Source organism: Microbacterium sp. ZXX196, from assembly GCF_009709595.1.
GTDB classification, from domain to species: Bacteria; Actinomycetota; Actinomycetes; order Actinomycetales; family Microbacteriaceae; genus Microbacterium; species Microbacterium excoecariae.
Window position 1 is genome coordinate 108888 of the sequence record NZ_WMEE01000005.1, and the last position, 23643, is coordinate 132530.

The window sequence follows — 23643 nt, forward strand, 5'->3', positions numbered from 1 at the left end:
GTCCCTCGCGCTATGCGCGCAGGGCGTCGACGAGCGTGCGAAGCCTCGAGGCCATGTCGGCGGACGGATCCAGCAGCCACTGGGTCTGCAGCCCGTCGGCGGCGGCGATGAGCGCGGCGGCGGCGCGATCCGGGTCGAGATCGGCGCGGATCGTGCCGTCCTCTTGCCCGCGTCGGAGTGCTGCGGCACTCAGCTCGGTGAGGCGGCGAAAGCGCTCGGCGAAGTAGGGGTGCGCGGGGTGGTCGGGATCCGCCGCCTCCGCGCTGAGCTGCGTGTACAGCCGCACGAGGCCGGGGACGGTCGCGTTGTGCGCGACGACGCGCAGGAGGCCGTCGAGGGGATCGTCCTGATACGCGACGGTGTCGACCTCGTCGCGCTTGCGGAGCACCGCCGTGAAGAGCTCGTCCTTGCTGCCGAAGTAGTGCAGGAGGCCCGCCTGGCTGAGGCCGACGGCGTCCGCGATCTGGCGCACCGAGGCGCCGCGGTAGCCGTGCGTGGCGATGACGTCGAGCGCGGTCGTGAGAATCTCCTCGCGCTTGGCGATGCCCTTCGCGTATGCGCCTCGTTGTGCCATCCCTCGATTAAAGCCGACCGGGGCTTGAGATTCAAAGCCTAACGGCATACGGTTTTCGGGAACCCCACCCGACCCGATGGAGAGTCATGTCGACGAACGATTTCCCCGACGTCTCGCAGCTCACGCTGGAGGAGAAGGCCGCCCTCACGAGCGGACTCGACTTCTGGCGGCTGAAGGCCGTCGAGCGCCTGAACGTCCCGAGCATCATGGTGACGGACGGCCCGCACGGCCTCCGCAAGCAGGCGGGCGAGAGCGACCACCTCGGCCTCAACGAGAGCGTTCCGGCGACGTGCTTCCCGCCGGCCGTCGGCCTCGGCGCCTCCTGGGATCCGGAGCTCGCCGCCCGCGTCGGCGCCGCGATCGGCCGCGAGGCCGCGATCGAGGACGTCGCCGTCGTCCTCGGCCCGGGCGTGAACATCAAGCGCTCCGTCCTCTGCGGACGCAACTTCGAGTACTTCTCCGAGGATCCGATCCTCGCCTCCGACATGGGGTCCGGCGTCGTGCGCGGCATCCAGGGCCAGGGCGTGGGCACGTCGCTCAAGCACTTCGCCGCAAACAACCAGGAGACCGACCGGATGCGCGTGTCCAGCGACGTGGACCCGCGCCCGCTGCGCGAGATCTACCTGCGCGCCTTCCAGGGCGTCGTCGAGGACGAGCAGCCGTGGACGGTCATGTGCTCGTACAACCGCGTGAACGGGGTCTACGCGTCGGAGGACCCGTTCCTCCTCACCCAGGTCCTGCGCGAGGAGTGGGGCTTCGAGGGCCTCGTCGTCTCCGACTGGGGTGCCTCGAACGTGCGCACCGCGGGGATCCGCGCGGGCATGGACCTCGAGATGCCGTCCTCGGGCGGGATGACGGATCGCCAGCTCGTCGACGCCGTCCGCAACGGCTCGCTCGCCGAGGCCGACCTCGACCGCAGCGCGGCGCGCGTGCTCCAGCTGATCCGTCGCGCCACGGAGCGCGCGGCGGTCGCCGACGCGCTCGACGTCGACGCCCACCACGCGCTCGCGCGTGAGGCCGCGGCGCGCTCGATCGTCCTCCTCAAGAACGACGACCAGACCCTGCCGCTGCAGCCCTCCCAGAGGATCGCTGTCATCGGCGAGTTCGCCGAGAAGCCGCGCTTCCAGGGCGGCGGCTCCAGCCACATCAACCCGACCCGCGTCGACGTCGCGCTCGACAGCATCCGCCAGGTCGCCGCCGACGTGACCTACGCCGCCGGGTACGTGCTGCCCGAGGCGCCCGAGGGCATCGGCATGAGCGGCCGCAAGGCGGAGAAGCCGACCGAGGACGTGCTCGTCCGCCTGCGCGCCGAGGCGGCCGAGAAGGCCGCCGCCGCCGACGTCGCGATCGTCTTCCTCGGCCTGCCGGACGAGGACGAGTCCGAGGGCTTCGACCGCACGCACATCGAGCTCCCGGCGGAGCAGCTCGCGCTGCTCGACGCGGTGGTCGAGGCGAACCCGCGCGTGGTCGTCGTGCTCTCTAACGGTGGCGTCGTGGCGCTGCCGTTCGCGGACCGCGTGCCGGCGATCCTCGAGACGTGGCTCCTCGGCCAGGCCGGCGGCGCCGGAACGGCCGACGTGCTCTTCGGCGAGGTGAACCCGTCGGGCCGCCTCGCGGAGACCTTCCCGTTCCGCATCGAGGACACCCCGGCGTTCACCTCCTTCCCGGGCCAGCACCAGCACGTTCGCTATGGCGAGGGCATCTATGTCGGGTACCGCTGGTACGACGCCCGCGCGATCGACGTCGCGTTCCCCTTCGGTCACGGCCTGTCCTACACGACGTTCTCCTACGGTGAGCCCACCGTGACCGCGACCGAGGACGGCGGCCTCGCCGTCGCGCTCGACGTGACGAACACGGGATCCGTCGCCGGCCGCGAGGTCGTGCAGGCGTACGTGTCGGTCCCGGGCACGACGGTCGAGCGCGCCCCGCGCGAGCTCAAGGCGTTCCATAGCGTCGAGCTCGCCGCGGGCGAGACGGCCCGCGTCGAGCTGGCGATCCGCCGCCGCGACCTCGCCTACTGGGAGACCCGCACGGACGCGTGGGTGGTCGAGCCCGGCACGTACCGCGTCGAGGTGGGCGCATCGAGCCGCGACCTGCGCGGTGCGGCCGAGACCGAGCTGGCGGGCGACGAGCTCGTCATCCCCGTCACGCGCGACTCCTCGATCGGCGACGTCTTCGCGCACCCGGCCGCCGCGCCCGTCGCGCGCGAGCTGTTCGCCGGATCCCCGTTCGGCGAGATGATGCTCATCGACGGCGAGCCCTCCGCGATGGGCGAGGCCATGCCGCTCGGCCGTCTCGTGAGCTTCGGCATGCCCGCCGAGACCGTCGAGAAGATCCTCGCCGCGGGTAAGTAACCCCGCCCCGACGTGCCCCGCCCTCCGCCCGGAGGGCGGGGCACGTCCGCGTCCGCGCGGGCGAGCCGCGCGACGTGCGCCGTCGGATCCGGATCCGGATCTGCGGTCGCGACGACCGCAGGCGTCAGCGCGCGGACGCCGTGGAACGGGCGGTCGAGGTCGGATCCGCGGAGCCGTCCCGCCCGACCCCTTCGTCCCGCGCGGAGCGGACGTGGAACGCTTCGGGAAGGTCGGGCGGTAGGGGAAGGCGCGGCGTCATACCGACACGGTGCCACCGAGACCCGCCCCTGCGCGGAGTTATCCGCAGGAGCGGATCGGTCCCGCGGGTCAGCGCGTCATGCGCTCCAGCAGCTCGCGATAGCGCTCGCGCGTCTGGTCCACGATGTGCGCCGGCAGCTCGGGCGGCGTGCCCGTCTTGTCCCAGTTCGCGGCGAGCCAGTCGCGCACGATCTGCTTGTCGAAGCTCGCCATGCGCGCGGCGGGCGTCGCGCCGGTCTCCCACGCGCGCTTGTCCCAGTAGCGTGAGGAGTCGCTCGTGAGCACCTCGTCGGCGAGGCGCAGGACGCCCTCGGCGTCGGTGCCGAACTCGAACTTCGTGTCGGCGAGGATGAGGCCCCGCGCCTCGGCGGCGCGGGCGGCGCGTGTGTAGATCGCGAGGGAGGCGTCGCGCAGCTCGGCCGCGCGTGCCTCGCCCACGAGCTCGACGGACTTCTCGAAGGAGATGTTCTCGTCGTGCTCGCCGAGCGGCGCCTTGTACGCGGGGGTGTAGATCGGCTCGGGAAGCCGGTCGCCGTTCTCGAGCCCCGCCGTCAGCGGCAGGCCGCACACCGTCCCCGACGCCTGATACTCGGCCCACCCGGATCCGGTCAGATACCCGCGCACGACGCACTCGATGGGCAGCATGTCGAGCGAACGCACGACCATCGCGCGATCCGCGACGCCCGCCGGGGCGCTCTCGCCCGTGAGGTGATTCGGCACGGCGGGGCCGCCGTCCGCGCCCCCGAGCTGCGCGAACCACCAGCCGCTCAGCGCCGTGAGGAGCGCGCCCTTGCCGCCGATGCCGGGCTCGAGGACGTGGTCGAACGCGCTCACCCGGTCGCTCGCGACGACGAGCATCCGGCCGTCTGCGCCGTCCTCCGGGGCGTACAGGTCGCGGACCTTCCCCGAATAGACGTGCTTCCAGCCGGTGATCTCGGGCGCGGCGCTCATGCGTCCATTATGGCGGGCACCCCCGACATCTCGTTGCGGCGGGCGGCGCGCAGGGACCCCGGCGCGGGGTGGGGCGGATCCATAAGCAGCGACCGCGTCCTCTCCCACGCACGAGAGGCGGATCCCGGAACGCGGCACGCACCGCCCCCGACCTCGTGCCGCAGTTATCCACAGGTCTAAATCGCGGGTGGACACGCCAGAGCATGGGCCGGATAGCGTCCCCGCATGACCACGCCCACCACCGCCACCCGGCCGCCCGACATGTCGTGGCTGCAAGCCGCCGTCTACTGGTTCGTCGGATTCCCGCTCGGCCCCATCGCCCTCATCGTCGCGCCCGAGCTGGTCCTCCGCATCGTGGGCGTCGGGATCTTCTTCCTGCCCATCGTCTGGGTCATGTCGCTCGGGGCGACCATCGGTGCGGCCATCCTGCTCCGACTGGCCCTGCCGCCGTTTCGCACGCAGGTGGGGTTCACGAGCCTGCTCGCCATAGGCGGCGCGCTTGCGCTGATCGGCTTCCTCGCGCTCGAGGGCAGTGCCGGCGACATGCTCGCTCTCGTCGCGGTCGTCCTCGTCGTCTGGTCGTTCGGGGCGGCGCTCGTCTCCCTCGCCGTCCCGATCGCGACGGCGCTCATCCACCGCCGCCGCGCGCGGCGCGCGAAAGAGGGAAGCCCCGCGCTGCCGCCCGATGCCGGTCCGTCGCGGGGCGCGGCATGAAGCGCGCCCGTCGCGCGGTCCGTCGTGCGGTGCGGTGTGAACCGCATCCGACCCCCGGTCCGTGCCCGCGCGGGGCCATCCCCGCGACCTACGCGACGGCCGCGGCGATGTCTGTGCGGAAGTGGGCGCCCTCGAGGCGGATTCGGCTCATCGCCTCGTACGCGCGGCCCCGGGCCTCGGCGAACGTCGCGCCCGTCGCGACGACGTTCAGGACGCGCCCGCCCGTGGCGATCAGCGCGTCGCCCTCACGGGCCGTCGCGGCGTGGGCGATGTGAACGCCCTCGACCGCCTCGGCCTCCTCGAGGCCCTCGATCGCGCGGCCCGTGCGGGGCGAGGCGGGGTATCCATCGCTCGCGAGCACGACCGTCACGGCCGCCTCGTCGCGGAACTGCGGATCCGGCTGCTCCTCGAGCGTGCCGTCGGCCGCCGCCATGAGGAGCGTCGACAGCGGCGTGGCGAGCCGCGGCAGGACGATCTGGGTCTCGGGGTCGCCGAACCGGGCGTTGAACTCGATGACGCGCACGCCCGCGGGCGTGAGGATGAGCCCCGCGTACAGCAGGCCGATGAAGGGGGACCCGTCGCGGTCGAGCTCGCGGACGACCGGCAGCGCGACCGTGTCCGTGACCTCCTGGACGAAGGCCTCGATGCTCCCGAAGCGCTCGCCGAGCCAGGTGAGCGGGGAGTACGCGCCCATGCCGCCCGTGTTGGGCCCGGCGTCGCCGTCGAGCGCGCGCTTGAAGTCCTGCGCCGGCGCGAGCGCGCGGACGGTGTCGCCGTCGCTGAGGAAGAACAGCGAGACCTCGGGGCCCGTGAGGAACTCCTCGACGAGCACGGATCCCTGGGGCAGGTACTCGTCCGCGTGGGCGAGGGCCGCGTCGCGATCCTCCGTGACGATGACGCCCTTGCCGGCGGCGAGGCCGTCGGCCTTGACCACGTAGGGGGCGCCGAAGTCGTCGAGCGCGGCGGCGACGTCCGCGGCCGTGCGCGCGTGCACGGCCCGGCCGGTCGGCACACCGGCCTGCTCCATGATGCGCTTCGCGAACGCCTTGGATCCCTCGAGCTGCGCGGCGCGCTTGCCGGGGCCGAACACCGGGATGCCGTGCGCGCGGAGCTCGTCCGCGACGCCCGCGACGAGCGGCGCCTCGGGCCCGACGACGACGAGGTCGACGGCCTCGGCCTTCGCGAACTGCGTCACGCCCTGCGGATCGAGCATGTCGACGTCGACGATGCGCGCGTCGCGGGCGATCCCCGCGTTGCCCGGCGCCGCCAGCAGCTCGTGGTGCGCGGTCTCGGAGGCGAGGGCGAGGACGATGGCGTGCTCTCGGGCGCCGGAGCCCAGGACGAGGATCTTCACGCCTCCAGGGTAGGGCGCCCGGGCCGCGGCGTCGATTCGTGCCATCCGCCCGCGACGGGCCTGCGGGCCCCCGGGTGACGGCCGACGGGGCAGGATGGCGTCATGCCCCGAAAGATCGACATGGCGACGGGCCGCGACGCGCTGGACGCCGTCGCCGCCCAGGTCGCCCCCGCCCGCACGGATCTCGCGACCGCCGTGCGCTACCTCCTTCAGCTGCTGGAGGAGCGTGCCCCCGGCAAGAGCGTCGAGGTGCGCGTGCCCCCGTTCGGCGCCGTGCAGGTCGTGGACGGCCCGGCGCACACCCGGGGCACGCCGCCGAACGTCGTCGAGACGGATCCGGCCACCTGGGTGGCGCTCGCGACGGGCCGCGAAACGTGGGCCGACGCGTGGGCCGACGGGCGCATCTCCGCGTCCGGCACGCGTGCCGACATTTCGCACCTGCTTCCCGTCAGGTGGTGAGGGAATGCCCCGACCCCTCTCAGCATTGCGGTGATTGAATGAAGCCATGGCTGGGATCCACGATGCACGCCCCGACAGTGAGGTCGATTCGAACGCGCGCGCGTCCCGCGTGACGCACACCCCGCAGTCGCGAGTGGGCGTGCGGCGATCCCCCAAGTACGGCGTCTTCACGGCGCTCGGCGTCGCGCTGGGGATCCTCGCGGCCGTGATCCTCGCGACCGCGTTCGACGGGACGACGGAGCAGAGCCCGTTCACCGAGGTGTCGTACTCGCAGACGCAGGCGTTCGGCTTCATCCTCCTGTGGTGCGTCCCCGCCGGCATCGCGCTCATGATGATCGTCGCGCTGATCCTCGACCGGATCGCGTCGCGTCACGTCCGGCAGGCGACCGTCACGGTCGACATGGTCGACGAGGGCTGACCCGCCGAGCCACTACCCTGGTAGTCGTGACAGCCCCCACCTCGCCCGCTGAGGCGCACCGGTCCACCTATTCCGAGGCTGGCGTCGACACGGCGGCCGGCGACCGCGCCGTCGAGCTGATGAAGGCGTCCGTGCGCGCGACGCACGGACCCGAGGTCCTCGGCGGCGTCGGCGGATTCGCGGGCATGTTCGACGCCAGCGCCCTGACGGCGTACCGCCGCCCTCTGCTCGCCTCCAGCACGGACGGCGTCGGCACGAAGGTCGCGATCGCGCAGGCCATCGACAAGCACGACACGATCGGGCAGGATCTCGTCGGCATGGTCGTCGACGACATCGCGGTCGTGGGCGCGAAGCCGCTGTTCATGACCGACTACATCGCGTGCGGCAAGGTCGTGCCGGAGCGCATCGCCGACATCGTGCGCGGGATCGCGGAGGCGTGCGCGGCCACGGGCACGGCGCTCGTGGGCGGCGAGACGGCCGAGCACCCCGGACTCCTCGGGCCCGACGACTACGACGTGGCCGGCGCGGCGACGGGCGTCGTCGAGGCCGACGCGATGCTCGGCGCCCACCTCGTGCAGCCCGGCGACGCGGTCCTCGCCCTCGCCTCGAGCGGCCTGCACTCGAACGGCTTCTCGCTCGTGCGCCACATCCTGCGCGAGGCGGGCATCGGCTACGCCGACCGCGCCGTCGACCTCGGCGCGACCTGGGGCGAGGCGCTCCTCGAGCCGACCCGCCTCTACACGGCGCCGCTCCTGTCTCTCGCGACGGAAATGGGATCCGACCTGCACTCCCTCAGCCACGTCACCGGCGGCGGCATCGCCGCGAACCTCGCGCGCGTGCTGCCGAAGGGCACCTGGGCCGAGGTCGATCGCGCGACGTGGTCGCCGAGCCCCGTGTTCCGCGTGCTGAACGATATCGCCGGGACCTCCCTGGTCTCGAGCGAGGGCACGTGGAACCTCGGCATCGGCTTCTTCGCGGTCGTGGCCCCCGAGGCCGTCGACCGCGCGACGGCGGCGCTCGCGGCGAGCGGCATCGACGCCTGGCAGGCGGCGGTCGTGCGCGCGGGCGACGCGCCCGCGGGCGATTTCGAGCAGGGCGCGAAGGGGGTGGACGGCGGCGCCGTCCGCCTCGTCGGCGCGTACGCGGACGGAGCGAAGTAACCCCCTCATGTGCGGCATCGTCGGAATGGTCGGTCGCGGCCATGTGAACCAGGACATCTACGACGCGCTGCTCCTCCTGCAGCACCGGGGTCAGGACGCCACGGGCATCGCCACGACCGAGGCGAACGGCGTCATGCACATGGCGAAGAACAAGGGCATGGTGCGCGAGGCCTTCCGCACCCGAGACATGCGCTCGCTCCTTGGCAACGTCGGCCTCGGCCACGTCCGCTACGCCACGAAGGGCACCGCCTCGAGCGAGGAGGAGGCGCAGCCCTTTTACGTCAACGCGCCCTACGGCATCACGCTCATCCACAACGGCAATCTCACGAACACCCGCGAGCTCGCCCTCGACATGGAGCGGCGCGACCGCCGGCACCTGAACTCGTCGAGTGACACCGAGCTCCTGCTCAACGTGCTTGCGAGCGAGCTGCAGGCGACGACGAGCCCCGTCGACCTCGACGCCGACCGCATCTTCCAGGCGGTCGCGCGCACGCACCGCCGGATCCAGGGCGCCTACGCCGTCATCGCGTTCATCGCGGGCTACGGCCTGCTCGCCTTCCGGGATCCGTTCGGGATCCGCCCGCTCATCCTCGGGCGTCGCGACGGCGAGGGGGGCGACGAGTGGGTCGTCACGAGCGAGTCTCTCGTGCTCGAGAACGCCGACTACGAGGTCGTGCGCGAGATTGCCCCGGGCGAGGCCGTGTTCATCGCGAATGACGGGGAGATGTTCAGCCAGCAGTGCGCGGAGGATCCGCGGCTCGCGCCCTGCTCCTTCGAGTACGTCTACCTCGCGCGCCCGGACTCGGTGATGAACGGCGTGAGCATCTACGAGTCGCGCCTGCGGATGGGCGAGAAGCTCGCGGCGACGATCGCGCGCCACATCCCTGCCGACGAGATCGACGTGGTCATGCCCATCCCCGACTCCGCCCGGCCCGCGGCGATGGAGGTCGCGCGCGTGCTCGGTATCGAGTACCGCGAGGGCTTCTACAAGAACCGCTATGTCGGCCGGACGTTCATCATGCCGGGTCAGGCGGCCCGCAAGAAGAGCGTGCGCCAGAAGCTGAATACGATGTCGATGGAGTTCCGCGGCAAGAAGGTGCTGCTCATCGACGACTCGATCGTGCGCGGAACCACCAGCCGGCAGATCATCCAGATGGCCCGCGACGCGGGCGCGGCGAGCGTCTCGTTCGCCTCGGCGGCGCCGCCCGTGCGATTCCCGCACGTGTACGGCATCAACATGCCGTCGGCGACGGAGCTCATCGCGCACGGCCGGACGATCCCCGAGGTCCGCGACGAGCTCGGCGCCGACCACCTCGTGTACCAGGAGATCGACGACCTCAAGGAGGCCATCGTCGAGGGGTGCGCGGCGGGCGGCACGGCGCTCGACGACCTCGACATGAGCTGCTTCGACGGGCGCTACGTGACCGGCACGGTCTCGCCCGAATACCTCGAGTGGGTCGCCGAGACCCAGGGCTCGTGACGACGGCGGGCGGCGGCGCATGACGGATCCGCACCAGGAGAGGACCGACGGCCCCGATCTCGAACGGGTCGTTGGGGGTCGCGTGCGCCACTACCGGCTGCTTGCGGGGATGACGGCCGCGGAGCTCGCGGCGACCTCCGGCGTGTCCGCGGCCATGGTCTCGCGCATCGAGTCCGCCTCGACCTCCCCCTCGCTCGGCACGATCTCGCGCCTCGCGGGGGCGCTCGGCGTCGCGGTGGACGCGCTGTTTCGATCGAGCGGCGCGTCCTACCAGGCGGTCGTCGTCAAGAACGGTCAGGGCGTCGAGTCGGTGCGCGCCGGGTCCAAGCTCGGGCACCGCTACGAGAGCCTCGGGAACGTCCTGCCGACGGGCGGATCCTCGCTGGAGCCCGTGATCGTCGAGCTGAACCCGGAGCTGGACGACCTGCCGATGTACGAGCACGTCGGCGCCGAGTTCCTGCTCATGCTCACCGGCGCGATGCGGTTCGCGCACGGCGAGGACGAGTACGTCCTCCGCGAGGGCGACTCGATCCTGCTCGACGCCGCGGCGCCGCACGGGCCGGTCGAGATTGTCGAGCACCCGGCCCGCTTCCTCTCGATCAACCCGACCGCCACGTAGCCCGCGGGGCCGGGCGCGTCACGAGCCCGTAACACAAACGGTTTAACCTCAGGCAATACCTTGCCTATCTGGCAACATTGTGCGAGTTCCTCACTCGCCGATCCGGGAGCCCCATGCCGACCACCTCACTCGACCGCGTCGCCCTCTGGGACGGCGAGCACGCCCTGCCCGCGGGCCGGATCTCCTGGGACGGGGACCGAATCACCGAGGTCGTGTCAGAGGCGCCCGCCGAGACGCCGCGTTACGCGGTCATCCCCGGCCTCATCGACACGCACGTGCATCTCGGCGGGTACGCCGGCCCCGGCCGCGAGCAGTGGAACTCCGCGTGGTCGCTCGTGACCCCGGACGTTGAGCGCGTCTTCCACATCGCCGCGCAGGCCCAGCGGGCGATGCGCGCGGGCGTGACGACCGTCCGCGACCTGGCGGGCGACGCGCTCCAGCTGGCGGTTGCGCGCGTGTTCGAGGACGGCGTGCAGGTCGGCCCGCGCGTGCGCGTGCACGGCCAGGTCGGTATGACGGCGGGGCACGGTGACCTGTTCACGCCGCCGCACTACCCGCACCGCGCGCCGACGGCCGACAGCCCGGACGCGTGCCGCCGCCTCGTGCGCGAGTGGGCCAGGCAGGGCGCGCACGGCATCAAGATCTACGCCTCGGGCGGCGTCCTGTCGATGGGCGACCGGGTCGGCTGGCGCAACCAGACCGACGACGAGATCCGCGCGACGGTCGACGAGGCGCACGCCCTGGCGATGCCGGTGGCCGCGCACAGCCACGACACCGTGAGCGCGCGCCGCGCGCTCGAGCTCGGCGTCGACTCGATCGAGCACGGCACGGGCCTCGACGCCTCGCTGTGGCCCATCGTCCTCGAGCGCGACATCCCCGTCGCGCCGACGCTGCTCATCAACGACCGCCTGGCCGACGGCACGATCGACGTGGGCGACGAGGCCCGCGGCAAGGCCCAGGCCGTCGTCGAGGAGCGCGACGCGAACTTCGCGGGCGCCTCCGCCGCGGGCGTGCGCTTCGTGCTCGGCACCGACGCGAACGGCGTCATGGTCGCGTTCGGCGACCAGCACGAGGAGGTGCGCCTCATGGCGCGCTCCTTCGGCTGGGACGCCCAGCGGGCGCTCGCGTCCGCCACGAGCGACGCCGCGCGCGCGATCGGCATGGCCGACCAGATCGGGCGCCTCGCGCCCGGCTACGGGGCCGACTTCGTCGTTCTCGACGGCCGCCCCTGGGAAGACATCTCCCACCTGGACCCCGCCCGGATCGTCGCCGTCGTCTCCCGCGGCCGCGTCGTGTTCGGATCCCTCCCGCGCTAGACCCATAGCGCCCCACACAGCATCCCCCGCAGCACGCCCCCGAAAGGCCCCCCGTGAGCACACTTCGCCCCCGACGCACCGGGCTCGCCCTGACCGCAACGGTCGGGATCGCCGCCCTCCTCGCCGGCTGTTCCTCCGCCGACACCGGCTCCGACACCGCGGACGGCGGCACGCTCGTCTACGCCGTCGAGACCGACCCGACCTGCATCGACCCGCAGCAGCCGACCGTGACCCAGGCCCTGTACATCGGCCGCCAGGTCGTGGACTCCCTCGTGGACCAGGACCCGGAGACGGGCGAGATTGTTCCCTGGCTCGCCGAGGACTTCTCCGCGAACGACGACCTGACCGCGTTCGACTTCACGCTCCGCGAGGGTGTCACCTTCAGCGACGGGTCCGACCTCACCAGCGAGGTCGTGGCGGCGAACTTCGACTCGATCGTCGAGATGGCGGCCGACGGATCCACCGCCTCCCTCGGCGGCGCGTACCTCGCGGGGTACGCGGGCACCGAGATCGTTGACGACCGCACCTTCACGGTCTCGTTCGACGCCCCGAACGCCGCGTTCCTCCAGGGCGCGAGCACCATGAGCCTCGGGATCGTCTCGGAGGCCACGACGACGCTCGGCGTCGACGAGCGCTGCCAGGACGGCGTCATCGGAACGGGTCCGTTCGTCTACGACACCTACTCGCCCAACACCGAGGTCACGATGGACCGCCGCGAGGGCTACGACTGGGCGTCGGAGCTGCGCGAGCACACGGGTGACGCGTACCTCGACCGCGTCGAGTTCGCCGTCGTGACCGAGGCCAGCGTCCGCGTCGGCGGGCTGCAGTCGGGCGAGTTCGACATGATCGGCGAGCTGCCCGAGATCGATGAGCCGCGCATCTCCGAGGAGGGCTTCCCGGTCTACGCGAAGGCGAACCCCGGCATCCCGACGAGCCTCATCCCGAACCTCACGAACGAGGTCCTCGCCGACGACGCCGTGCGCGACGCCCTCCGCATCGGCATCGACCGCGCCGAGATCAACGAGACCATGGGCTACGCCGACGGCAACGAGCCGACCAGCGCGCTCTCCAGCGGCACGTCGGGCTACACGAGCCAGGCCGACCTCATGGCGTACGACCCCGAGGAGGCGGCCCGGATCCTCGAGGACGCGGGCTGGGAGCTCGGCGACGACGGGATCCGCGAGAAGGACGGCCAGCGCCTCGAGTTCACCGCGACCGGCTTCTACGAGCAGGAGATGATGGAGCTCATCCAGCTCCAGCTCACGGAGATCGGCGTCGACATGCAGATCAACTTCACCGACGCCGGCGGGTTCTTCGGCGCGATCGCGGAGGGCTCCTACGACGTCCTGTTTGCCGCGCTGACGCGCACGGGGCCGGACGCGCTCGCGACGATGTTCCAGCAGTCGAACTCCTCGCACTGGGCGGTCCTCGACGACGCCGAGCTCGAGGGCGTCCTCGAGGAGCAGGCCTCGGCCGCGAACGACGACGAGCGACAGGCGCTCCTCGACGAGGCGCAGACGATGATCATCGAGCGCGGGTACCTCTTCCCGATCCTCGAGGTCTACCAGCTGCACGCGTCGCAGCCGGAGGTCTCGGGCTTCGCGTTCGACTCGGCCTCGCGCTTCCACCTGTACGACGTCACGCTCGGCTGACGTGGCGCCCGCAGGTCTCCGGGCGGGTCGCGGCGTCGCCGCGGCCCGCCGCCTCGGGCTGCAGCTTCTGCAGTTCGCGTTCGTCGTGTGGGCCACCTACACGGTGACCTTCCTCCTCATCCGCGTGCTCCCGGGCGATCCCGTCCTCGCGGCGCTCGCGGTGCAGTCGGGCGACGCGACGACGGTGGATCCCGAGCAGCTCGCGCAGCTGCGCGAGGAGGCGGGGCTCGCGGGCGGTCTGTTCGAGCAGTACCTCTCGCAGCTCGCCGGCCTCCTCTCCGGAGACCTCGGCACGTCGCTCGCGACGGGCCGGCCCGTCGGTCAGATGATCGTCGACGTCGTGCCCGGGACCCTGGCGATCGCCGGCCTCGCGCTCGTCATCGGCGTCGTCTTCTCCGTCCTCGTCGGCTTCCTCGCCTACGTCTCGCCGTGGCGCTGGCTCCGCGACCTGTTGATCCAGCTGCCGCCGCTCGGCGTCGCGATCCCCGCCTTCGTGACGGGGCTCGTGCTCATCAGCGTGTTCTCCTTCACGCTCGGCTGGCTGCCCGCCTCGGGCGCGCGCTCGGGCGCGAGTGTGATCCTCCCCGCCGTGACGCTCGCGCTGCCGGTCGGCGCGATCTTCTTCCAGGTCTTCCAGGCCGCCATCCGCGAGGCCGAGGCGAGCGGATTCGTCTTCACGGCCGACGTCAAGGGCCTCTCGCGCCTGGCAGTCTTCGGCCGGCACATTCTCCCGAACGCCGCCCTGCCGTCGGTGACGAGCATCGGCCTGCTCATCGGGTACCTCGCGGGCGGCACGGCCGTCGTCGAGACCGTGTTCTCGCGCGACGGCATCGGGCGTATCGTCGTCGCCGCCGTGCAGGCGCGCGACGTCAACGTCATCCAGGGCGTCATCATCGTCATCGCCGTGATCTACGCGGCCGCGGCGCTGCTCGTCGACGTGTCATATCCGCTCCTCGACCCGCGCCTGCGGCCGCGGTCCGGATCCGCGCCCGCCCCGGCGCTCGCCCCCGCGCCCGCGCTCCCCGAGGAAGCCGCCGCGACCCGGCAGGAAGGGGATCCGCGATGATCGCCCGACTCACCCGTCCCGCGTCGCTCGTCGCGCTCGCGATCGTCCTCGTCGCGCTCGTCATGGCGCTGTGGCCGGGCCTCCTGGCCCCCGGGGATCCGCTCGCGGGCGAGCCCGCCGACCGCCTCCTCGCGCCGAGCGCGGCGCACCCGTTCGGCACCGACTCGCTCGGGCGCGACGTGTACACGCGCGTCGTGCACGGGGCGTTCCTGTCGCTTGCGGCCGCGACCTGCGCCGTCGTCGTCGGCGGCGTCGCGGGAACCCTCGTGGGCCTCGTCGCGGGCGCCCTCCGCGGTCGGGTCGGCACCGCGATCGCGTTCGTTGTGATGCGCTTCGTCGACGTCCTCATCGCCGTGCCCGGCATCCTCCTCGCCCTCATCGTCGTCGCCACCCTCGGCTTCGGGCCCTGGAGCATCGCCCTCGGTGTCGGGCTCGGCGCGGCGGGCAGCTTCGCGCGCGTCATGCGCGCGCAGGTGCTCACGGTGCGCGGCACGGAGTACGTCGAGGCCGCCGCGACGCTCGGCGTCCGCCCCCTGGCGACGCTCTTCCGCCACATCCTGCCGAACGCGATCCGCCCCGTCCTGGCGATGGCGGCGCTCGAGGTCGGCACCGCGATCCTGTCGGTCTCGACGATCAGCTTCCTCGGCTTCGGGGTCCAGCCCCCGACGCCCGAGTGGGGCGCCCTCGTGAGCGACGGGCGCGACTACCTCGCCACCGCCTGGTGGCTCACGGTCCTGCCCGGGGCCGTGATCGTCGCCGTCGTGCTCTCGATGACGCGGCTGGCTCGAGTCATCGGAGGAGACCGATGAGCGCGTCGATCCTCAGCGTGCGCGGCCTCGAGGTTGCCTACCGGCGCGGCCGGCACCTGACCGAGGTCGTCCACGGCGTCGACCTCGACGTCTCGCGCGGCGAGATCGTCGCCCTGGTGGGCGAGTCGGGATCCGGCAAGAGCACGGTGTCGCAGGCCGTCGTGCGGCGCCTCGCCGAGAACGGCCGGATCACGGGCGGATCCGTCACCTTCGGCGGCCGCGACCTCGCGCGCCTGCCCGAGCGGGCGATGCGCGGGATCCGCGGGCGCGGCATCGGCTTCGTGCCGCAGGACCCGAATACCTCCCTCAACCCCGTGATGCGCCTCGGCGAGCAGATCGCCGAGTCTCTGCGCCTGCACCTCGGGATGAACCGGCAGGACGCCGCGCGACGCGCCGTGGAGATCCTCGGCGACGTGGGGATCCCGGATCCGGAGGCGCGCGCCCGCCAGTACCCGCACGAGCTCTCGGGCGGGATGAAGCAGCGCGTGCTCATCGGGATGGCGTGGGCGTGCGACCCGCAGCTCGTGGTCGCGGACGAGCCAACGAGCGCGCTGGACGTGACGGTGCAGCGCCGGATCCTCGACCAGATCTCCGAGCTCGCGTCGGACCGCGGCACGGGCGTCCTGCTCGTCACGCACGACCTCGGCGTCGCGAGCGATCGCGCGGCGCAGACCGTGGTGATGCAGGGCGGGCGCGTCGTGGACCGCGGCGCGACCGCCGAGGTGCTCGGCGCCCCGCGCACGGACTACACCCGCGAGCTCGTCCTGGCCGCGCCGGGCCTCACGAGCGAGCGTCTCCGCCCGCGGACGATCGGCGCGCACGCCGACCGCCAGGAGGGCTTCGCGATCCTCGAGGCGGACGGGCTGGGGAAGTCCTTTGCCCGCGACGGCGCGACGTTCCGCGCCGTGGACGACGTCTCGATCCAGGTGCCGGCGGGGCGCACGGTCGCCCTCGTCGGGGAGTCCGGATCCGGCAAGACGACGACGGCCCGCATGATGGCGCGCATCTCGGGCGTAGACGAGGGGCGCGTGCGCTTCCGGGGGCGCGACGTGTCGCGGATCCGCGGGGCCGAGCTGCGGGAGCTGCGGCGCAGCGTGCAGGTCGTGTACCAGAACCCCTTCGGCAGTCTGGACCCGCGCTTGACGGTCGCGCGCCTGATCGCGGAGCCGCTCCGGGCTTTCCGCGTCGGCGGATCCGCGGGGCGGCGCCGCCGGGTGGCCGAGCTGCTGGACGCCGTGCGCCTGCCCCAGGAGATGGCCACGCGCCTGCCCGGCGAGCTGTCCGGCGGCCAGCGGCAGCGCGTCGCGATCGCGCGGGCCCTCGCGCTGCACCCCGAGGTGATCGTCCTCGACGAGCCGGTCTCGGCCCTGGACGTGTCGGTCCAGACGCAGATCCTGCAGGTCCTCGTCGACCTGCAGGCCGAGCTCGGCCTGAGCTACCTGTTCATCACGCACGACCTCGGCGTGGTCCGCCAGATCGCCGACCACGTCGTCGTGATGCGCGAGGGCCGCGTCGTCGAGCAGGGGCCCGCCGACGAGGTGCTCGCGCGGCCGCAGAGCGCGTACACGCGCGAGCTCCTCGAGGCCGTCCCCGGCGCCGTCGGCTAGGCTCCGTGGCGGGATGTGCCGGACCGGTTCGGGAAGTGGAACTCGATCTACAAGCGGTTCAACCGTTGGGCCGTGGACGGCACCTGGGAGAAGCTGCTGGCCGAGGTGCAGAAGCGGGCCGACGCCGCGGGGAAGATCGACTGGGTCGTCTCGATCGACTCCACGATCGCTCGTGCGCATCAGCACGGCGCGACCCTGAAGCGGGACACAGGGGGCTCTGCCGAATCACAAGAATCCGTGGTTCGAGCCGCCTGATCACGGGATCGGACGCTCCCGTGGCGGGCTGACGACCAAGCTGCACCTGGTCTGCGACGGTCGCGGCCGGCCGCTGGGGATGATGATCACCGGCGGAAACATCAACGACACCACGATGATGACCGCAGTACTCGAGGACATCCGCGTCCCCCGCGACGGGAAGGGCAGGCCACGGACCCGCCCGGACCGGGTGCTCGCCGACAAGGGGTACCCGTCGAAGGCGAACCGTGCTTGGCTCCGCGACCGCGGTATCGCGGCGACCATCCCGGAGCGTGATGACCAGGTCGCGCACCGCCGCAAGAAGCCGGGCCGGCCGATCGACTTCGGCGAACAGCAGAAGGAACGCTACAAGGGCCGCAACGTCGTCGAGCGCTGCTTCAACCGGCTCAAGCAGTGGCGCGGCATCGCGATGCGCTCCGACAAGCTCCTCCGCAGCTACCGAGCCGCCGTCAGCCTCGCCGCGCCGCTCATCTGGATCAAATCAGCCTTGATCAACACGGCCTAGGGGGCGGGTCATTCGGCACCTCTTGCATTGGCCGGGGGCCCGACTTCTGTCGCTCCCGGCGGAACGACGACGGATCCGGGGACAACGAGGTGCCCGGAGAATCTGCGAGAGGCTATGCGCTTCGCGAGCGCGCCGGCCGCGGCCTCGGCGGCGCTCCCGGTGGCAGCAGCGGCGGGAACACTGGTGCGGCGTTCGGCGAGGGCGTCCAGGCGGACGTCGAGGTAGTCAAGGATGAGCAGCACCGTGTTGAAAGAGGTGCCGCCGTCGCCGCGCTCGAGGCGGGCGAGAGACTAGCGGGTGATGCCGACCGTGCCAGCGACGTCCTGCTGGGTGAGGTCGCGCTGGACACGGGCATTCTTGACCAGGCGGGCGAGATCCGATGGTGTTTGCAGCTTCACGTCGGCCACCCCAATCTTGTTCGAAAAATGACACATGGTTATGTTGCTCGGAAAATGTACCGCCGCGCCGATGTGCTGTAAATAGAACATCGGCCAAATCGCGCCCTGCGGCGCCACGCTGAAAGTAAATTACACATCAATGTGCACCTTGTGCGTACACTCGTTCGCGTGAGGAAGAGTTTGCAGATCTTGTGGCGCGACGCGATGCGACTCGTCCGTCAGCGCAGGGTGTGGGTCATCGTCATCGGTGTGCTTATCACGCCTGCGCTGTACGCGTGGTTCAACATCAACGCGTTCTGGGATCCGTACTCGAACACCTCGAGCGTACGAGTTGCCGTCGTCAATCTCGACGAGGGCGCCGATTCTGACCTCACCGGCCCGCTCGACGTCGGCGAGGAGGTCGTCGCGCAGCTCAAAGAGAACGACGAGCTCGGCTGGGTCTTCATGGACGAGGGCGAGGCGCAGGACGCGGTAAAGCGCGGCGACGTCTACGCCACGATCGTCATCCCCACCGACTTCAGCACCAACCTCATCAGCATCACGACCGACGAGTTCACGCAGCCCGCGCTGCAGTACTACGTGAACGAGAAGGCGAGCGCAATCGCGCCGAAGATCACCGACGTCGGCGCCTCGCAGCTCGACGCGCAGATCACGAGCTCGTTCACCGAGCAGGTCGCCGAGGCCGCCTCCGACGCGCTCAAGGAGGCCGGCGACGACACCGAGGGGCGCCTGGAGGGCGCGAAGACCGACTCCCTCAACGCCTTCGACGAGGCGATGCAGACGATCGATTCGGCGCGCGAGGAGCTCACCGGGCAGGCCGCCTCGCTCGACGACTCCCGCGGTTCGCTGGCCTCGGCGTCTTCCACGCTCTCCGACGTTGACACGACGCTCGGCGACGTGCAGGTCGCGATCGAGCAGGCGAAGTCGCTCATCGCCGAGGCGCAGGATCAGGTGATCGCGTTCACCGACGCCGCGACCTCGGCCTATGTCGACGGCACGACGCAGCTCGCCGACGCTGCGGCCGCGGCGAACCTCGTCGTGACCGACCTCAGCGAGGTCGCCGACAAGGTGGGCCTCCGCGTCGACGGCGCCATCGAGCAGATCCGCGCCGTCGTCGAGGCGAACGCCACCGCGATCGCGCGGCTGCAGGAGCTTGTCGACGGCGCCGGGCTCGACGAGGGCGCGACCCAGCGGCTCACCGAGGTCATCGACACGCTCCAGCAGCGCAACGAGACCGATCAGCAGCTCCTCGCCGACCTCCAGAACCTCAACGACTCGGCGAGCGGCATGGCCGACGCTATCCAGGCGTCCGCAGATTCGGTCACTCAGGCGGTCAATGAGGCGCAGGGCGCCGCGACCGACCTCCGCTCGGCCCTGACCTCGACGGTGCCGGCGCTCAACAGCGCGATGTCGTCGCTCTCGACGAGCGCGGGCGAGTTCTCCGCCGCGATCGACGGCCAGCGCGACCAGCTGGTCCAGGCGCAGCAGCTGCTGTCCGAGCTCGACACCCAGCTTGTCTCGACCTCCGAGGCGCTCACGGCCCTCGACGGCAACCTCGCGGGGATCCAGGACGAGCTCCAGCTCGCCCGCACCGACATCTCCGCCCTCAGCGCGGCGTCGGAGTGGAGCGCGCTCAGCACGATCACCGGCCTCGACTCGGCCCAGATCGCGAAGTTCGTCGCCTCGCCCGTCGAGGTGTCTACACACGTTGTCTTCCCGGTCTCGACCTACGGCTCGGCCATGGCCGCGCTCTTCACCAACCTGTCGCTATGGATCGGCGCGTTCGTACTCATGGTCATCTTCCGCACCGAGGTTGATACCGAGGGGCTCGAGGGCCTCACGGTGCGGCAGGCCTACTTCGGCCGCTTCTTCCTCTTCGCCATTCTCGCGGTCGTCCAGGCGTTGATCGTCTGCATCGGAAACCTCGTCATCGGGATCCAGGTGGTGAGCGCGGCGGCGTTCGTCGGCACGGGCGTGCTCGTCGCCCTCGCCTACGTCAGCATCGTCTACGCCCTCTGCGTCGCCTTCGGCCACGTCGGCCGAGGCCTCTGCATCCTGTTCGTGATCATGCAGATCCCGGGCGCCTCGGGCCTGTATCCGATCGAGATGATGCCCGGATTCTTCCGCGCGATCTACCCGTTCCTGCCCTTTACCTACGGCATCGACGCGATGCGCGAGACCATCGCCGGCTTCTACGGCAGCGACTACTGGCAGTTCCTCGGCGTGCTGGCCGTGTTCGTGCTCGGCGCCTTTATCGTCGGCCTCGTGGTGCGCCGCCGCTTCGCCAGCCTCAACGCGGTCTTCAACCGCGAGGTCGTCGCCACCGATCTGCTGGTCGGCGAAAAGGTGCAGATCGTCGGCGGCGGCTACCGCCTGCCCGACCTGATCCACGCGCTCGCCAACCGCGAGGAGTACCGCGACGAGCTGTCCCGCCGCGCCGAACCGTTCACGCGCCGGTACCCGGCGCTGCTGCGCACGACCGTGATCGCCGGCCTCGGCGGCCTCGTCGTGATCGGCATTATCGCCTGGCTCGTGCCGGGCGGCAAGGCGAGTCTGCTCGGCGTGTGGTTGCTCTGGAGCCTGCTCGTGATCGGCGTGCTCGTGACCCTCGAATACTTCAAGCAGAGCTTCGCCCGCGCGGGCGAGGTCGCGTCGCTCGGTGACGACGAGCTCCGCCGCGCGGTGGTGAGCGAAGGATCCCGCACTCGCGTTGCCGCGGGCGCCGACGGATCCGTCATACCCGAGATGGCCGCAGACGGAGGAGACCGCGCATGAGGGACATCCTGCATCTGACCCGCCGCGACATCCGGCGCGCCACCTCGAGCGTGATGGCCGTGATCGTCATCTTCGGCCTGGTCGTGATCCCGTCGCTGTTCACGTGGTTCAACGTGATCGCCAGTTGGGATCCGTTCTCGAACACGAAGGGCCTCAAGGTCGCCGTCGCGAGCGCCGACGAGGGGTACCTGAACGACCTCGTCCCGATCCGCATCAACATCGGCGATCAGGTTCTTTCGGAGCTTCGCGCCAACGACGACCTCGACTGGGTCATCACGACGGAAGACGACGCGATCGACGGTACGAAGTCGGGCGAGTACTACGCCGCCCTCGTGCTGCCGGCATCGTTCAGCACCGACATGATGACGTTCTACTCGGACGACGTCGAGCACACCAGCCTCGCGTATTACACGAACGAGAAGAAGAACGCGCTCGCGCCGAAGATCACCGATCAGGGCGCCGACGGCGTCTCGCAGCAGATCAACGAGGTCTTCACCGAGACTCTCAGCGACATCGCGCTCAGCGTCGTCTCGTCGCTGTCCGATTACCTCACCGACGCCGACACGCAGGCGGCGCTCACCCGCCTCGAGGCCCGCATCGGCGGCGTGGCCACGCAACTGCGCGGCGGCGCGCAGACGGCCGACATGTTCACGAGCCTGCTCGAGTCGACGATCCCGCTCGTCGACGGGGCCTCGTCTCTCATCACCTCGTCAGGATCCGCGTTCGAGGACGCGTCCAGCGCGGTGGGCGGCGGAGCGGCCGCGGTCGACGAGCTCGGCGACGTGCTCGCGTCGTCGACGCAGGCGCTCTCCGACGCGATCTCGCGCACGGCCGCAGGCTACGACGCCGTCGGAGCGCGCATCGACGAGCTCTTCGCGCAGGGCGCGCAGCTCAGCGACAGCCAGGTGCAGGTGATCGACACGCTGGCCGGCCGCATGCAGGACCAGATCGACCACTACACCGAGCTGCGTAACCGGCTCGAGAACGAGGTCCGCCCGATCCTGCCGGACGAGGCGCAGGATGCTTTCAACGCGGTGCTCGAGCGCATCGACGCCGCGATCGCCGCCCAGCAGTCGGCGCACGACCGCGTCGCTCAGGCGGGGCAGGACATCGCCGACGGATCCGCGGAACGCCAGGCGAAGCACGACGAGATCACCGCGTCGATCGACGCGGCGAAGCAGGCGCTGCAGAGCGCGCAGGATTCGTACACGGGCTCGCTGCAGCCGAAGCTCGACGAGCTCGCCGCGACCCTCTCGGTGATCGGATCCGATGTGTCGTCGATCGGCGACGACCTGTCGGCCGCCGCCGATCGGCTGGCCGGCTCGGCGGGCGGCCTGCGCGACACCCTCACGGGCGCCCAGGATTCCACCCAGCGGATCTCGGAGTCGCTCACCGAGACGGCCGAGACCTTCGACAAGGTTGAGGCGGCCCTCGCCGACGCCGCCAAGACCGGCGACCTCAGCGCGCTGAACGACATCATCGGTTCGGATCCGAGCGTGCTCGCGACCTCGCTGGCGCAGCCCTTGCGCGTCGACCGCACCGCCGTTTTCCCGATCGTCAGCTTCGGCGCGGGAATAGCGCCTCTCTACACGGTGCTCGCGCTCTGGGTCGGTGCGCTGCTCATGACGGTTGCGATCCGGGTCGACGTGAACGCCGATACCCTGCCTGATCGCCCGGAGCTCTCGCCGACGAAGAAGTACCTCGGCCGCTACGGCATCTTCGGCCTGATCGGGCTCGCACAGAGCACGCTCGTGACTCTCGGGCTCATCCTGTTCATCCAGATCGAGCCGGCGCACGCGTTCCTGCTGATCCTCGCCGGGTGGGTCTCGTCGCTCGTGTTCACGCTGCTGATCTACACGGCGGTCGTCGCGCTCGGAAACGCGGGTAAGGCGCTCGCGGTGCTGGTGCTCGTCATCCAGGTCTCCGGATCCGGTGGTGCGTACCCACTGCAGCTGCTGCCCGAGTGGTTCCAGAACATCTCGCCGTTCCTTCCCGCGACGCACGCCGTCGCCGCGCTACGCTCGGCCATCGCCGGCGTCTACGCGAGCGACTTCTGGATCTCGCTCGGCGCCCTCGCGCTCTTCGTGATCCCGGCCCTCTTGGTCGGGCTCGTGCTGCGCCGCCCGCTGATGTCGTTCACGCAGGGCCTGTCGAAGGCCATCGAGTCGACGAAGCTGATGTCGCCGTCATGACCGCTACAGAGACGAAGCCTGTCGCGGCGCGGCCGCGCCGCAGCGACGCGACCGCGAACCGCGAGGCGCTTATCAGCGCGGCGCAGTCGCTGCTCGCGGTCGATCCGAACGCCTCGCTCGACGCTATCGCGCAGGCCGCGAAGCTGTCGCGCCGAGCGCTCTACGGCCACTTCCCGGACCGCGAGAGCCTGCTCGACGAGGTAATCGTGCGCGGCGCCGGGCGTATCAACGCCGTGGCGGAGGAGACCGACGATCCGGATCCGCGGGTCGCGATCGCGGGGCTCGCGGCGCGGCTGTGGCGCGAGGCCTCGACCGTGCGGGCGGCCGCGAACATCGCGCTCGAGAACGCACACGTTCTCGGCACCGTGCGTGCGCTGGCGCCGCTGCGCCGCCGCGTGCGCGCGCTCGTCAAGGCCGGTATCGAGTCCGGAGCCTTCCGCGGCGACATGTCGGATCGGGTGCTCGCGTTTCTCGTGGAGGAGACGGCGCGCGCGACGCTCCGCGAGCGCTGGTTGACGTCGAAGGATGGCGCCTCCACGGTTGTTCGCGTCGTGCTGAGCATCGTCGGCGTGCCCTGGACCGAGCAGGTCGCGCTGCTCGAGGCACACCCGGAGATCGTCGCGGCGGGCTGAGGGGCCGCTTGCGGATCCGCAGCGTGGACTGATGCGATGAGGTGGGGGCCCCGGGATCGGTCTGGGTCTCCACACAGGATCGGTTCCGCGGAGTC

20 protein-coding genes and 1 pseudogene are annotated in these 23643 nt (G+C 71.2%); 17 read left to right on the plus strand and 4 right to left on the minus strand.

Going from position 1 to position 23643, the window contains the following annotated elements; genetic code table 11:
• Positions 1 to 10 precede the first annotated feature (10 nt).
• The gene (locus GJQ66_RS06860) at positions 11 to 574 is read right to left on the minus strand and encodes a TetR/AcrR family transcriptional regulator (protein ID WP_155048612.1); all 564 of its coding nucleotides are present in this window, start codon (positions 572 to 574) and stop codon (positions 11 to 13) included.
• 86 nt (positions 575 to 660) lie between these two features.
• Here GJQ66_RS06860 and GJQ66_RS06865 point away from each other — a divergent pair, with 86 nt between their 5' ends.
• Entirely contained in the window at positions 661 to 2928 is a 2268-nt protein-coding gene (locus GJQ66_RS06865; protein ID WP_155048613.1) for a glycoside hydrolase family 3 C-terminal domain-containing protein, read from the plus strand.
• 327 nt (positions 2929 to 3255) lie between these two features.
• Here the strand turns inward: GJQ66_RS06865 and GJQ66_RS06870 are convergent, their stop codons facing one another.
• Positions 3256 to 4137, minus strand: coding sequence for a phosphoribosylaminoimidazolesuccinocarboxamide synthase (locus GJQ66_RS06870; RefSeq protein ID WP_155048614.1), 882 nt, complete (start codon positions 4135 to 4137; stop codon positions 3256 to 3258).
• A gap of 225 nt (positions 4138 to 4362) precedes the next feature.
• On the opposite strand from GJQ66_RS06870, the gene GJQ66_RS06875 reads away from it, so the two are divergent.
• Entirely contained in the window at positions 4363 to 4851 is a 489-nt protein-coding gene (locus GJQ66_RS06875) for a hypothetical protein (RefSeq protein WP_155048615.1), read from the plus strand.
• 88 nt (positions 4852 to 4939) lie between these two features.
• Here the strand turns inward: GJQ66_RS06875 and purD are convergent, their stop codons facing one another.
• Entirely contained in the window at positions 4940 to 6205 is a 1266-nt protein-coding gene (gene purD / locus GJQ66_RS06880) for a phosphoribosylamine--glycine ligase (protein ID WP_368732754.1), read from the minus strand.
• Between the two features lie 102 nt (positions 6206 to 6307).
• On the opposite strand from purD, the gene GJQ66_RS06885 reads away from it, so the two are divergent.
• The 12 genes and pseudogenes from GJQ66_RS06885 (at position 6308) to GJQ66_RS06935 (ending at position 17551) form a co-directional block, all read left to right on the plus strand.
• Positions 6308 to 6664: a sterol carrier family protein gene (locus GJQ66_RS06885; protein ID WP_155048617.1), complete on the plus strand. Its 357-nt coding sequence runs from the start codon at positions 6308 to 6310 to the stop codon at positions 6662 to 6664.
• A gap of 46 nt (positions 6665 to 6710) precedes the next feature.
• The gene (locus tag GJQ66_RS06890) at positions 6711 to 7082 is read left to right on the plus strand and encodes a potassium transporter Trk (protein ID WP_196215829.1); all 372 of its coding nucleotides are present in this window, start codon (positions 6711 to 6713) and stop codon (positions 7080 to 7082) included.
• A 26-nt stretch (positions 7083 to 7108) separates the two neighbouring features.
• The gene (gene purM / locus GJQ66_RS06895; RefSeq protein ID WP_368732755.1) at positions 7109 to 8242 is read left to right on the plus strand and encodes a phosphoribosylformylglycinamidine cyclo-ligase; all 1134 of its coding nucleotides are present in this window, start codon (positions 7109 to 7111) and stop codon (positions 8240 to 8242) included.
• Between the two features lie 7 nt (positions 8243 to 8249).
• Positions 8250 to 9722: an amidophosphoribosyltransferase gene (gene purF / locus GJQ66_RS06900; protein WP_155048618.1), complete on the plus strand. Its 1473-nt coding sequence runs from the start codon at positions 8250 to 8252 to the stop codon at positions 9720 to 9722.
• Between the two features lie 19 nt (positions 9723 to 9741).
• Positions 9742 to 10341: a helix-turn-helix domain-containing protein gene (locus tag GJQ66_RS06905; protein ID WP_155048619.1), complete on the plus strand. Its 600-nt coding sequence runs from the start codon at positions 9742 to 9744 to the stop codon at positions 10339 to 10341.
• Between the two features lie 113 nt (positions 10342 to 10454).
• Entirely contained in the window at positions 10455 to 11657 is a 1203-nt protein-coding gene (locus tag GJQ66_RS06910) for an amidohydrolase family protein (RefSeq protein WP_155048620.1), read from the plus strand.
• Positions 11658 to 11710: 53 nt separating this feature from the next.
• Positions 11711 to 13309, plus strand: coding sequence for an ABC transporter substrate-binding protein (locus tag GJQ66_RS06915; RefSeq protein ID WP_155048621.1), 1599 nt, complete (start codon positions 11711 to 11713; stop codon positions 13307 to 13309).
• A gap of 1 nt (position 13310) precedes the next feature.
• A complete protein-coding gene (locus tag GJQ66_RS06920; protein WP_155048622.1) occupies positions 13311 to 14375 on the plus strand; it encodes an ABC transporter permease in 1065 nt (354 codons plus the stop codon).
• The gene (locus tag GJQ66_RS06925) at positions 14372 to 15184 is read left to right on the plus strand and encodes an ABC transporter permease (protein ID WP_155048623.1); all 813 of its coding nucleotides are present in this window, start codon (positions 14372 to 14374) and stop codon (positions 15182 to 15184) included. The genes GJQ66_RS06920 and GJQ66_RS06925 overlap by 4 nt, the downstream gene beginning before the upstream one ends.
• Positions 15181 to 16791 carry an ABC transporter ATP-binding protein gene (locus GJQ66_RS06930; RefSeq protein WP_155048624.1) on the plus strand — a complete coding sequence of 537 codons (1611 nt, stop codon included), beginning with the start codon at positions 15181 to 15183 and terminating at the stop codon, positions 16789 to 16791. The genes GJQ66_RS06925 and GJQ66_RS06930 overlap by 4 nt, the downstream gene beginning before the upstream one ends.
• Before the next feature lie 12 nt (positions 16792 to 16803).
• A pseudogene (locus GJQ66_RS14090) lies at positions 16804 to 17046 on the plus strand (hypothetical protein); the annotation flags it as partial.
• 40 nt (positions 17047 to 17086) lie between these two features.
• Positions 17087 to 17551, plus strand: a complete 465-nt coding sequence (locus GJQ66_RS06935) for an IS5 family transposase (RefSeq protein WP_306461803.1) — start codon at positions 17087 to 17089, stop codon at positions 17549 to 17551.
• Between the two features lie 290 nt (positions 17552 to 17841).
• On the opposite strand, the gene GJQ66_RS06940 is transcribed toward GJQ66_RS06935, so the two are convergent.
• Complete coding sequence (locus GJQ66_RS06940; protein ID WP_155048625.1) at positions 17842 to 18066, minus strand: hypothetical protein; 225 nt, start codon at positions 18064 to 18066, stop codon at positions 17842 to 17844.
• A gap of 51 nt (positions 18067 to 18117) precedes the next feature.
• Between GJQ66_RS06940 and GJQ66_RS06945 the strand changes: the two genes are divergently transcribed.
• From GJQ66_RS06945 to GJQ66_RS06955, 3 genes are read left to right on the plus strand one after another with little or no spacing between them, the layout of a single operon-like run.
• The gene (locus tag GJQ66_RS06945) at positions 18118 to 20724 is read left to right on the plus strand and encodes a YhgE/Pip family protein (RefSeq protein WP_368732756.1); all 2607 of its coding nucleotides are present in this window, start codon (positions 18118 to 18120) and stop codon (positions 20722 to 20724) included.
• A complete protein-coding gene (locus GJQ66_RS06950) occupies positions 20721 to 22916 on the plus strand; it encodes a YhgE/Pip domain-containing protein (protein WP_155048626.1) in 2196 nt (731 codons plus the stop codon). The genes GJQ66_RS06945 and GJQ66_RS06950 overlap by 4 nt, the downstream gene beginning before the upstream one ends.
• Complete coding sequence (locus GJQ66_RS06955; RefSeq protein WP_155048627.1) at positions 22913 to 23548, plus strand: TetR/AcrR family transcriptional regulator; 636 nt, start codon at positions 22913 to 22915, stop codon at positions 23546 to 23548. The genes GJQ66_RS06950 and GJQ66_RS06955 overlap by 4 nt, the downstream gene beginning before the upstream one ends.
• Positions 23549 to 23643: the final 95 nt, after the last annotated feature.

Coding starts and splice junctions, on each gene's coding strand:
- GJQ66_RS06860 (WP_155048612.1), bottom strand. CDS start 574: ATGGCACAACGAGGCGCATACGCGAAGGGCATCGCCAAGCGCGAGGAG.
- GJQ66_RS06865 (WP_155048613.1), top strand. CDS start 661: ATGTCGACGAACGATTTCCCCGACGTCTCGCAGCTCACGCTGGAGGAG.
- GJQ66_RS06870 (WP_155048614.1), bottom strand. CDS start 4,137: ATGAGCGCCGCGCCCGAGATCACCGGCTGGAAGCACGTCTATTCGGGG.
- GJQ66_RS06875 (WP_155048615.1), top strand. CDS start 4,363: ATGACCACGCCCACCACCGCCACCCGGCCGCCCGACATGTCGTGGCTG.
- GJQ66_RS06885 (WP_155048617.1), top strand. CDS start 6,308: ATGCCCCGAAAGATCGACATGGCGACGGGCCGCGACGCGCTGGACGCC.
- GJQ66_RS06890 (WP_196215829.1), top strand. CDS start 6,711: ATGGCTGGGATCCACGATGCACGCCCCGACAGTGAGGTCGATTCGAAC.
- purF (WP_155048618.1), top strand. CDS start 8,250: ATGTGCGGCATCGTCGGAATGGTCGGTCGCGGCCATGTGAACCAGGAC.
- GJQ66_RS06905 (WP_155048619.1), top strand. CDS start 9,742: ATGACGGATCCGCACCAGGAGAGGACCGACGGCCCCGATCTCGAACGG.
- GJQ66_RS06910 (WP_155048620.1), top strand. CDS start 10,455: ATGCCGACCACCTCACTCGACCGCGTCGCCCTCTGGGACGGCGAGCAC.
- GJQ66_RS06925 (WP_155048623.1), top strand. CDS start 14,372: ATGATCGCCCGACTCACCCGTCCCGCGTCGCTCGTCGCGCTCGCGATC.
- GJQ66_RS06930 (WP_155048624.1), top strand. CDS start 15,181: ATGAGCGCGTCGATCCTCAGCGTGCGCGGCCTCGAGGTTGCCTACCGG.
- GJQ66_RS06950 (WP_155048626.1), top strand. CDS start 20,721: ATGAGGGACATCCTGCATCTGACCCGCCGCGACATCCGGCGCGCCACC.
- GJQ66_RS06955 (WP_155048627.1), top strand. CDS start 22,913: ATGACCGCTACAGAGACGAAGCCTGTCGCGGCGCGGCCGCGCCGCAGC.